The sequence below is a fragment of the Mesorhizobium sp. M7A.F.Ca.CA.001.04.2.1 genome, assembly GCF_003998485.1.
In the GTDB taxonomy this organism is placed as follows: domain Bacteria; phylum Pseudomonadota; class Alphaproteobacteria; order Rhizobiales; family Rhizobiaceae; genus Mesorhizobium; species Mesorhizobium ciceri.
Window position 1 is genome coordinate 1 of the sequence record NZ_RZQT01000176.1, and the last position, 10,213, is coordinate 10,213.

General features: G+C 61.5%; 11 protein-coding genes. 7 read left to right on the forward strand and 4 right to left on the reverse strand.

Translation table 11 applies throughout. From position 1 onward, the window contains the following. Window positions 1-875: 875 nt before the first annotated feature. Window positions 876-1,178, reverse strand: a complete 303-nt coding sequence (locus tag EN955_RS31390) for a hypothetical protein (protein WP_024505431.1) — start codon at window positions 1,176-1,178, stop codon at window positions 876-878. 58 nt (window positions 1,179-1,236) lie between these two features. Continuing rightward, entirely contained in the window at window positions 1,237-1,737 is a 501-nt protein-coding gene (locus EN955_RS31395; RefSeq protein ID WP_013525268.1) for a periplasmic protein tonb, read from the reverse strand. A gap of 752 nt (window positions 1,738-2,489) precedes the next feature. On the opposite strand from EN955_RS31395, the gene EN955_RS35725 reads away from it, so the two are divergent. Further along, window positions 2,490-2,699 carry a hypothetical protein gene (locus EN955_RS35725; RefSeq protein ID WP_245265408.1) on the forward strand — a complete coding sequence of 70 codons (210 nt, stop codon included), beginning with the start codon at window positions 2,490-2,492 and terminating at the stop codon, window positions 2,697-2,699. A 241-nt stretch (window positions 2,700-2,940) separates the two neighbouring features. On the opposite strand, the gene EN955_RS34970 is transcribed toward EN955_RS35725, so the two are convergent. Continuing rightward, the gene (locus EN955_RS34970; RefSeq protein WP_155924996.1) at window positions 2,941-3,453 is read right to left on the reverse strand and encodes a hypothetical protein; all 513 of its coding nucleotides are present in this window, start codon (window positions 3,451-3,453) and stop codon (window positions 2,941-2,943) included. Window positions 3,454-4,131: 678 nt separating this feature from the next. Here EN955_RS34970 and EN955_RS31415 point away from each other — a divergent pair. The 4 genes from EN955_RS31415 to EN955_RS31430 all read left to right on the forward strand — a co-directional run bounded on the left by EN955_RS31415 (window position 4,132) and on the right by EN955_RS31430 (window position 7,118). Then, on the forward strand, window positions 4,132-4,437 hold the full coding sequence (locus EN955_RS31415; protein WP_024505434.1) for a hypothetical protein: 306 nt from the start codon (window positions 4,132-4,134) through the stop codon (window positions 4,435-4,437). Between the two features lie 455 nt (window positions 4,438-4,892). Continuing rightward, window positions 4,893-5,063: a hypothetical protein gene (locus tag EN955_RS31420; RefSeq protein WP_013525040.1), complete on the forward strand. Its 171-nt coding sequence runs from the start codon at window positions 4,893-4,895 to the stop codon at window positions 5,061-5,063. 1 nt (window position 5,064) lies between these two features. Next, entirely contained in the window at window positions 5,065-5,718 is a 654-nt protein-coding gene (locus EN955_RS31425; protein WP_024505435.1) for a DUF2243 domain-containing protein, read from the forward strand. 5 nt (window positions 5,719-5,723) lie between these two features. Then, on the forward strand, window positions 5,724-7,118 hold the full coding sequence (locus tag EN955_RS31430; RefSeq protein ID WP_013525265.1) for an NAD(P)/FAD-dependent oxidoreductase: 1,395 nt from the start codon (window positions 5,724-5,726) through the stop codon (window positions 7,116-7,118). Between the two features lie 183 nt (window positions 7,119-7,301). Here EN955_RS31430 and EN955_RS31435 read toward each other — a convergent pair whose 3' ends face one another. Further along, entirely contained in the window at window positions 7,302-8,405 is a 1,104-nt protein-coding gene (locus EN955_RS31435; RefSeq protein ID WP_013525264.1) for a mandelate racemase/muconate lactonizing enzyme family protein, read from the reverse strand. On the opposite strand from EN955_RS31435, the gene EN955_RS31440 reads away from it, so the two are divergent. Continuing rightward, complete coding sequence (locus EN955_RS31440) at window positions 8,404-9,360, forward strand: FCD domain-containing protein (RefSeq protein ID WP_245265409.1); 957 nt, start codon at window positions 8,404-8,406, stop codon at window positions 9,358-9,360. The genes EN955_RS31435 and EN955_RS31440 overlap by 2 nt on opposite strands. Continuing rightward, window positions 9,357-10,213 (forward strand): GMC family oxidoreductase (locus EN955_RS31445; RefSeq protein WP_164769936.1); only part of this gene is annotated, 857 nt, incomplete at its 3' end. The genes EN955_RS31440 and EN955_RS31445, both read left to right, overlap by 4 nt.

The window sequence follows — 10,213 nt, forward strand, 5'->3', positions numbered from 1 at the left end:
CAGAGGTTGTATCAGTCCCGACCGTGTTAGGGACATGTTCGAAATCCACTTGTGCAGAAAGTCTGCGCCGCGCGTGCTCATGAGCAGATAAGGCGCCCGCGCATATTAGGTTCCGCTCATTTTGACCCCATCGCCGGCTGCTCCTGTCTCTTGGACATGGCTCGAGGTAATTTCAAAGTTGGCGACGAGGTCGCCGTCACGGCGACTGTGCGCGGCCGGGTGACGCCCGATCCCATCAAGCGTGACGATCCCCTCTTACGACTACTTCCCGCATTCGGTTGTGTCGATTCGGCTTCGAAGGCTGGATTGGCAGCATATGGAATTGATCGGCCCGATCACGCGCATCGACGGCGACAAGGTGACCGTCAGCCACAAGGCGACCACCAGTCTCCGGCCATGGTGACCGTCGACGCCGAGCACGTGCGCCTGGTCGAAAGGCATATGACGGCGCTGCGGCGAAAAATTGCCTTGTTGACAAAGCCTACGGCTGCCGACCCAACGCAAAAGCCACTGTAACTTTGAAGAGCGAGGTGGGCCAGCACCACTGGCGGAGCGATGCGCGCCCGGCCGAGGGTTACGGCCCTCGACCAGAAGCGAAGGGGGCTCGACGTCGATTGAGAACCAGCCGCCAAGTTTTCAGGTTCCGCTAATGTACAAAAAACCGGCCGGGCTGGGCCGGCGCTAAAGGTGGTGGGCGATCAAGCCGTCAAGCTGATGCTAAACTGCCCGCCACCTTTCGGCAGCGGGCCAGTTCCAAAGGGGAACGTTGAACTGATGTGACAGTGCGAAGTGTTTCCAGGCGACAATGTTCCCCGAGAGGCAGCGTCGCCAGCGCGCGTTTCACTGAAAGTCTTTTTCCATCCACGGATTGGTGTTTATCCGAGGTGTGGTTTTTCCGGCGTTGAACCGGCCGGCAATTTGGCCGTTCCAGTCGAACTGCAGTCCAGCTCTGGCACCGGCTTCTTGGCGGAGTGCTTGGTAGAGCACAGGTCCGCAGCGTCACTCACCACCACCTTCTTCTCCTTGGCAAAAGCGATACCATTCCCAGCGATCACGATCGCGGGCGTCTTGCCCTTGCCTGCGGTTCGCTGGTGGTTGAAGCGCCCCGGCATCGCATTTGAGACCCAGGACTGGTGCACAAGGATCATGACATTGAATTCCGCTCTATACAGGAACAAGTGCCTTTCCTCTGGATTAGGGGGCGACGCCACAAGGGCGCCGCCCACTAATGGAGACTCACATGAAACGTAAGATTTTGACAGCAACAGCAATCTCTCTCTGTCTCGCCACCGCAGCCTTCGCACAGTCGTCGGGAACATCCAGCGGCACAAACGGAACGTCCGGCTCATCGGCCGGTTCGGGTATGAGTTCTACGTCCGGCTCCGGCCAAAGCGGTATCCCGAGCGGTTGGGACAGCAAGCTCTCCGGCTCATTCTTCAGCGACGCCAATTCGGGAAGACTTCTGTCGCAGGATGAGATCCGCCGGAACTGGTCTTCGCTGAGCTCTGAACAGCAGGCACAGGTTCGCTCCGACTGCTCGAGAATGACGGCCAGTAACGGCACTGGCTCTGGCACAACGACCGGCACATCAGGCAGCTCGGGTTCGACCGGCAGTAACAGCACGGCTAGCAACAGCACTGGTTCGGGTACAACCACCGGCACGTCGGGATCCTCGGGTTCGACCGGCAGCAACACCACGGCTAGCAACAGTATCGGCTCGGGTACGACCACCGGCACGTCGGGATCCTCGGACACAGCTGGTGATAAGACTGCCAGCACCAACACGGGTTCGGGCGCAAACTCGGCTGCTCAAATGGCCTCGATGCAGCAACTCTGCACCCAAGTCCAAGGGATGTGACTGAATGCGGGCTCCGGGCCGGCTTGGCCGGAATAGAAGAGGCCTTGAAGGCCCGGACATCGCTCGTTTGGCAGCCGTTTCGCGCTACAGTCGGCCGGTGGCGGGCTCAGGATTTCAGCCGCAGCAGTTCCAAACGATCGAGAGCATGGCGTCGCGGTCGCAACGTCCCTCGCCCTGCTCCAGTCGGATCAGCATGCGCGTCCGGGTTAATGTCGTCGAGTTGAGGTGCGCGACCCTCGCAGACGCGCCGAGCACCGCCGTTGGTGGCCCTCGCGAGAAGGCAATGACGAGGCTCGTTGACCTTGGCCCACCTAAGCTGCGCCATAGCCGTTTTCACGCCTGCCCGACCTGCGCCCAACAGACCGACAAGAGCGACTTCCCCAGGTGATGTGGCATGAACAGCCGGATGACGAGCCTGGTTCAGCATCGCGCTGGGTGTCGTCGATCTGGTCGGCGCCGAGCGGATTGCCGGTGCCTCGGCATGAGCGGCAAGGAAGATCTGCTCCGTGCTTTTGGGGCGCGGGAAATAAGCAGCGGCATACTCTCACTTTCAGTGGACAAGCAGGCCGGGCTGTGGAGCCGGGTCGCTGGCGAGGGCTGGACATCGCGACATTGTTGACAGCCTATCGGCATGACAGTCCCAAGCGACAATGTGGGCCTCGCGCGTGCCATGGTCGCCGGCATCACATTGCTCGGCATCATCGGTGCGAAGGGCGTGTCCGCGCGCCACGCTCGCAGCGGGAACAGGCCGCGCGACTATGGCGATCGCAGCGGCTTTCCCAGAGGCACTTCCGCAGCCCGCGACTTCGCCCGCTCGCAGCTAGGGGCCGGCGCAGCCTGACAGAGTTGCCGAGATCGCTGGCGAGGTGTGATCGGCGATAGGCCGCGTCGCCAGGCGACCACGCCATGGGTGGTTGGTCTCGACAATCAAGCTCTGGCATCGAAGATAGCCTGGCCGTCTTGGGATCACCGCCGCGCACCGCGCACGGGTTTGTGTGGTGCGTTGAAGGCAGCACGAAAAAGCAGCGATACGGCCTCGGATGGAACCTTCCATGTCTCTGCCTGGCACGTGCCGGCAATCCTTATGCCGAGCCGCGTTCCGGCAGCTCGGTCTCTTCCGCCACCTTTTTTTGCACGTCTCGGCGCGAGCGTTCCGCCTCGTCGGAACTATATTCGTCATCTGTCCGCTCGAGTTCGCGATCGATTGTCTCGCGAGATCCCTCCACCGGATCCTGTTGCGGAGATGTTTTCGGGCCGGTTTCGATCTTGCCTTCGCCGGGTACGGTGCGGTCGGAAGACTTCGACATCTTCGGTTTCCCTTCGTCTGTTGTCCTGCCTTCACATTTGGAATGATTTCGGTTTCCTGCCCCAACAGGATCGTCGATGATCTGTTCCGAGGCAGGTATCCGCCGGATTCCTTTGCTGCCACGCTCCGGTTGCGACGCCCTCCCGAGTCCGGGGGTGAGGTTGGGGACAAAAGGGCAGACCTGGATACGTGTCTTCGCAAGCTGTAGAAAATCTCTGAGCTCCGGGAGACCGATCTGGCGGTCCTGAAAGGCATCCCGATCCAGGAGAAGGAATTCCAGGCCAATCATGACCTTGTCCGTGAGGCGACCGGCCCTCGCATTCGTTTGTCCTTATCGACGGCCTGGTCGGCTCCACCAAGCACACCGGCGAGGGTAAGCGGCAGATCACATCATTCTTCGTGACCGGCGACATTCCGAATCTGCACGGACTACATCTTCGGTGATGGACTGCACCTTCTCGACCCTGTTCATCGAGGTCAGGAATGCGGCTAAAAACTGCTAAGGCTCTGCATACGACTGCAGGTGGAAACGATGCGATAGCATCAGATCACCCGCTCGCGTTCGCCATTCACTCACGCGTGACCACCTACTTACAGTGAACGTTCACTCACATTTGCAGAGACAGATCCAAGGTCTGGACGGGGTCCGAAGCGAAATGCCAAGCGCATCCCCTGCATAAACCCGCGACGCCGACGCGGAGCAATGCACCTGGAACAAATTCCCGCAAGCACAGTTCGGGGCGTGCAGCGGTCGACCCGCGCTGCAAGATCGGTCACCCGATCGCCCGCGCCGGCCCCTCCCACGGCGCGGGCTCTTTTACTGTCAAACCATTGAAGTCACGACATTCGCGCGTTGCGGATATCGTTTGTCGAGCACATCAGGCAACCGCGCCTCGGCAGGTCAGCAGAACCGATGTCATGGGAACAACACAGCACTGTGACGGTTCGGTGGCATGCAAGGTAGAGAATGATGGGCAAAAAACCCAAACAGCACACAGAATCCACGGCGGATCGTGAAAAGGCGATTGAAGCGACCTACTTTGCGCACAACTGCGGCCTCAGCAAGGACGAGGCAGTCAAAATGCTAAGGGAAGACCCAATCAGGATCGATGATGAATCCCAAGAGAGCTCCGGCCGCCGAACTGAAGCGATCCTCGATTGCTCGTCGCAGCCGGCCGCGGCCCATGATCTTCTTCACCTCCGATTGCATTTCAACGACACGCGCATTCTGCGTCTTGAAGCGGCACCCCTTTTCTTCGTTGGCCGAGCATGATCGAGCGCTGGTGCCCGTTGGGACGAGGCTGTTTGCCCACGCGACGAGTCTGTCACCTCGACGACTTCGCGAGGGGGGCGGCGGAGGCCGTGTCTTCCTTGCTGTCGTCGCGCCACCGCATCAGCTTTGACGCGGCGAGGCTCCCGGACCCCCTGCCGGACGTCGCATCGCAAGATCGAAGGCATCGCCGGAGCTCAGCACGTGAACCCTCAGATCATGTTGTCGAAAACAGCCAGCGGGTGATGCCCCGCGGCTTGTGGTCGTCGCGGCTGCTCGGAGCCGCCGCCGAATATTCACTCATGAATGTTCTCCGCTTCAGCCATCCCCCAACAGGGCATCCGAACCATGATGTAAGTTGATTGTTCCTCCCCAGAACGCCCGACGCGAGGGAACATACGGCAGAAGCCAAGGTTCGGGTCGGGCGCGGCGTGCCCGCGGTTGAAGGGTCGACATCCATGCTGGCAATCATTGCTGGGACTTTGGTTCTGACGACAGTGGTCGGCGGGCTGATTACCGCCTTCTGGATCGAGGCCCGTCATGATCTCCACGACCCGACGCCGGACAGGGCGATGCACCTGGAGCTGCTAACCAGACTTGGCTCTCCGGTTTCGGCGGAGTCGTCCTGATATGGACACCATCACCGCGAAACTCGATCCGAGAACGAGAGTCGGCTGGCTTCTGCTCGGCTTCGCGCTGGGCGGTTTCTTCGACGGCATCGTCCTGCACCAGATTCTGCAATGGCATCATCTTCTCTCGGGCCTCGCCGACCCGGCGGGTTCCGACCTGCGCTTCCAGATCATGGCCGACGGCCTCTTCCACTTGTTCATGTACGTGTTCGCCGTTGCCGGCACGGTGCTGCTGGTGGCGGCGAGGGCAGCAGGCAGGCGGGCCGTAACGACGACCGAGATCCTTCGGCTGGCCTTCATCGGGTTCGGCGTCTGGCATCTGGTGGACGCCATTGTGTTCCATTGGCTGCTCGGCCTGCATCGGATCAAGATGAACAGCGACATGCCGCTCGCCTGGGATATTTGGTGGCTGGTCATCTTCGGAATCGTGCCGCTGCTGTTGGTGCTGGTGCTGCCCAACCGCGGTGGACCGGCAGGTGCCTCGGCGGCTCTGACCAGCATCGTCCTGCTTGCAGGACTGGCTGCGGGTGCTGGCCCGCTCTTCAACGGTGCCGCCACTTCCGTCATCGTCTTTCGAGCTGGGATGTCAGTCGTCCCATCCAGCAACGAGGCATTCCTTCAAGCTTATGACCTGCGGAACCGGACTGGGGAGTAGCAATCATGCAACGCGCCATCCAACGGAACATCGAGGGTAGCCACAGCAGAAGTATGATACCCCGCATCGTGGTGGTCGGCGGAGGGTTTGCCGGTCTGGAGGTAGCCAAGGCGCTCGGCGGGGCGGAGATCGGGGTCACGATCATCGACCGCCACAATCACCACCTGTTCCAGCCCCTGCTATATCAGGTTGCAACAGCCGCCTTGTCGGCGCCTGACATCGCCGAGCCAATCCGCAAGATACTGGGCCGCTATCCCTCTGTTCAGGTCCTCTTCGGCAATGTCGCCAAGATCGACACCGAGGCCAGGATACTGGTTCTGGCCGATGGGACCACGGTTCCCTATGACCTGCTGGTCTTGGCAACGGGCTCGCAGCCATTCTACTTCAGCCAGGAGAGCTGGGCTCGGGTTTGTCCGGGCTTGAAGAGCATCGAGGACGCCCGCACGATACGGTCACGGCTGCTGCTGTCGTTTGAGCATGCGGAACGGACAACCGATCCAGTCGAGCAATCACGGCTGATGACGATCGCCATCATCGGCGGCGGCCCGACCGGCGTGGAACTGGCGGGCTCCATCGCAGAACTCAGCCGGCACACGCTGGCACGCGACTTCCGCAACATCCGGCCAGAGAAGACAAAGATCATACTTGTCGAAGCCGGCAACCGTCTGCTCGCCGGCTTCGCTCCGGAGCTTTCCGAATATGCACGTCTGCGCCTCGAAAGCCTGGGCGTCGACGTCGCGCTCGACAGTCGCGTCGAGGCCATCGAAGCACAGAAGATCACCGTCGGCGGCAAGGTCATCCCGGTAGCCTTGACGCTCTGGGCCGCCGGAGTGGCGGCTTCGCCGCTGGCGGCCCAGCTTGGTGTCGGGCTAGACCGCGGCGGCCGGGTGAAGGTCGGATCCGACCTGCAGGTAATGGGCCGTTCCGACATCTTCGCGCTTGGCGATGTCGCGCTGTTCCTCGACGAGAACGGCCAGCCACTGCCGGGTCTTGCCCAGGTGGCCAAGCAGCAGGGCGAGCACCTCGGCAAGGCCCTGGCACGCCGGACAGATACTGGCGAGGATCTCCCGGCTTTTGTCTTCAGAAATCGAGGCAACACGGCGATCGTCGGCCGCCATGCTGCCGTGTTCGAGTCCGGCAGGCTGAAATTGAAAGGCTGGTTCGCCTGGTCCGCTTGGGCGATCATCCATGTTTACCTGCTCGTCGGTTTTCAACACCGAGTCCAGGTCTCGATCCAATGGCTGTGGCGCTATCTCACCTATGAACGCGGCGCCCGGCTGATCGCCGAGGAACGGGCCGAACCGGGTCCACCACCGTCGCCTGCAGCAGAACAGCCAGCCCCGAGAGAGGCCTTGCCACCGGACGCAGACGCCCTCCCCGGCATTGCCCGGGCGCGCTGAGATTGAGCGAGTCCATTCAGGGCTCACCAGACTGCGCTCAGGGGCTGGAAATCAGCCATCAGCGACGCCGGTGTAACAGGTCGGTGATTACCGCCTGGAGACCCAGCACTGCTCCGTTCGCAATTCCGATTCCACTCCCGCAGGACCATCATCTCGTTCATCAAGTTCAGAACTGGCGCTCATTCAGGGGGCGCTAGTCGTGAACGCCGCCAGTTTCTGCCAATCGAAGACAACGCCCACGCCAGGTCCGTCGGGTGCAAGCGCCAAACCATTCTGAAGTCTAAGCGGCTCAGCGGTGTATTGGTCAATATCGAAACTATGCGCCTCTACCCAGCCGGCATTTGTCTGGCCTGCAACGAGGCTGACATGAAGTTCCTGCATTCCGTGACTGCAGACCGGAATGCCAGCCCTGCGTGAGAGCGCTGCCACGCGCAGCCAGCCTGTGACACCGCCGCAGTTGGAGGCGTCAGGTTGGATGTAGCCGAGCTTCGACCATGCAAAGGCATGCTCGAACTCCTCGATGACATGCAGGTTTTCTCCCATGGCCAGGGGCATCCCAGTTGCCTTGGCAATGCTGGCGTAACCTTCATAATCGTCGGGTATGATGGGCTCCTCGAACCACAGCAGATCGTAGGGCGCGAATGCTCTCGCTGCCTCGATCGCTCGCGGGACGGTCAGCGCATAGTTGGCGTCAACCATAAAGATGGTATCGGGCCCAATGCGCTCGCGGACTGCCTTCACCCGGGCCACATCCTCCGCAAGGTCGTCCTTGCCGACTTTGATCTTCACCGCCGTGAAGCCGGCCTTTATATAAGAATCGATGCTGGCCAGGAGCTGATCGAGGGTTAAGTTTAGGTCGATGCCGCCCCGATAGGCCTTGGCGGTCTTCCCTGCCGCACCAGCCATCTGCCACAGCGGCAGGCCACTGCGCCGACCCTTGATATCCCACAACGCAATGTCGACCGCCGATATCGCGAAGGATGCGACGCCACCTCGTCCGACATAGTGGATGTGCCAGAGCATGCCGTCATAGAGCGTCTCGATCCCGGTCGCGTCGCGTCCCCGCAGGAAGGGCGCCAGGTCGTGCTCGATCATTGCCTTGATAGCATAGCCGCCCTTGCCGCCGGTGTAGGTGTATCCGGTGCCCTCGCTGCCATCGGCAAGCCTCAACGTGACGGTCACCAGCTCGAAATGTGTGTGCGCGCCGTGCTTGGCATCGGTCATCACCTCACGCAGCGGGACCCGGAATAGCCGGGTCTCGACCTCCTTGATCTCGGTGCCGTTCATGCTGCTTCCATCGAGCTTTTCGTCGGACCATAATTGCACCAAGCTTGCCAACTGGCAACCACTCTGCTCATTTCATCCACATAAGCTGCGGCTTTCCAGAGAACTGGTGGACCATGGCCTCCGATTTGGTCCGACAAAACAGTCAACGCGCTTGTGCTTTGGTCCGATTTACTTTTTAATGGGTCACCGCTGGGAGGATGAAAGCTTGCTGGAATTGGGAGACCGTCCTGAGATGCCCGCGGCAATTCTCGCCGCCCGGGCGGCCGACGCGATGGTGGCTGGAATCGAGGCCGACATCACGTCCGGACGGATTGGCGACGGCAGCTACCTGCCGGCCGAGCGCGAACTTATGATCGCGTATGGCGTGGGCCGGGGCGTTGTGCGTGAGGCGATTGCGCGCCTGGCCAGCCGCGGCTTGGTGGAAGCCCGTCCACGCTTCAGGCCAGTTGCGCGCAGGCCGGGCCTGGATGCCGCGCTCGGCGCGCTTGAGGGCATTGTCGGCCATCTGCTGAGCGACCAGGCAGGCGTGAAGAACCTCTATGACGTGCGCGTCTTCCTCGAGGCGTCCCTGGCACGCAACGCGGCCATCCATGCCCGCAAGGAAGACATCGCAGCACTCGGGGCCGCCCTGGCCATGAACGAGGCGGCTATTCCGGACTCGCAGAATTTCTACGCAACCGACGTGGCTTTTCATGCCGCGCTTTACGATATCGCCCGAAACCCGGTGCTGCCTGTGGTGCACAAGGCATTCACCGCGTGGCTTTCGCCGCAGTGGATGCGCATGCCCCGATCGCCCGAACGGAACCGCGTGAATTTCCTCAGCCACCGGGAAATCTGCATGGCCATCATCGAGCGCGATCCCGATGGCGCCGAGCGGGCGCTGCTCAACCACCTTTCGGCGGCCTGGGAGTATGTGCGCGGTACATTCGAAAGCCGTGAGGCGCCTGAGGCATGACGCAGTCCTTTGACCATATCGTGGTGGGCGGCGGGGCAGCCGGATGCGTCGCGGCGGCAAGGCTGGTCAAAGCAGGGAGGCGAACCCTGTTGCTGGAGGCCGGCCATTCCCACCATCACCCCCTGCTCGACATGCCTCCCGGCATCTTCAAGATGATCAACGGCTCGAAATTCATGCGCTATCACCGCACAGAGCCGCAAGCCCACCTAGACGGCCGCGTCCATGAAATCTCGCAAGGCAACGTGCTGGGTGGCGGCACCTCGGTCAACGCCCAGGTCTATATGAGAGGCCGCTCGGCTGATTACGACGAGTGGGACGAGATGCTGCGCGGCAACAATGCCGGCGTACGCTGGAACTGGCAGGCGGTGCTGCCGCACTTCACCGGGATGGAGGGAAACAATCGGCTCGGCGGCGAACTGCATGGCAGCGAAGGTCCGCTGCTGGTCTCGGATCCCGGCCACATCGATGATGTTTCGCGATGGTTCGTCCAGGCGGTCCAAGGACTGGGACTCCCGTACAACCATGATTTCAACGGCCCGTCGCAGCGCGGCGTCGGCTTCTACCAGTTCATGAACCGGCGCGGAAAGCGAAGCAGCGCCGCCTACGCTTTCATCGAGCCTCTGACGAATGATCCTAAGCTGACGCTGAAACTCAATTGCACTGTCAGTCGGCTGCTGATCGAAAACGGGCGGGTCACGGGCGTCGTTTACTCCGACGCATCGGGCGCCGAGCGTACCAGTTATGCGGATGCCGACGTGATTGTCTCGTCCGGCGCCCTCATCTCGCCGAAACTGCTCATGCTGTCGGGCATCGGCCCTGCCGACGCGCTTGCCAGGTATGGCATTGCTTGCGC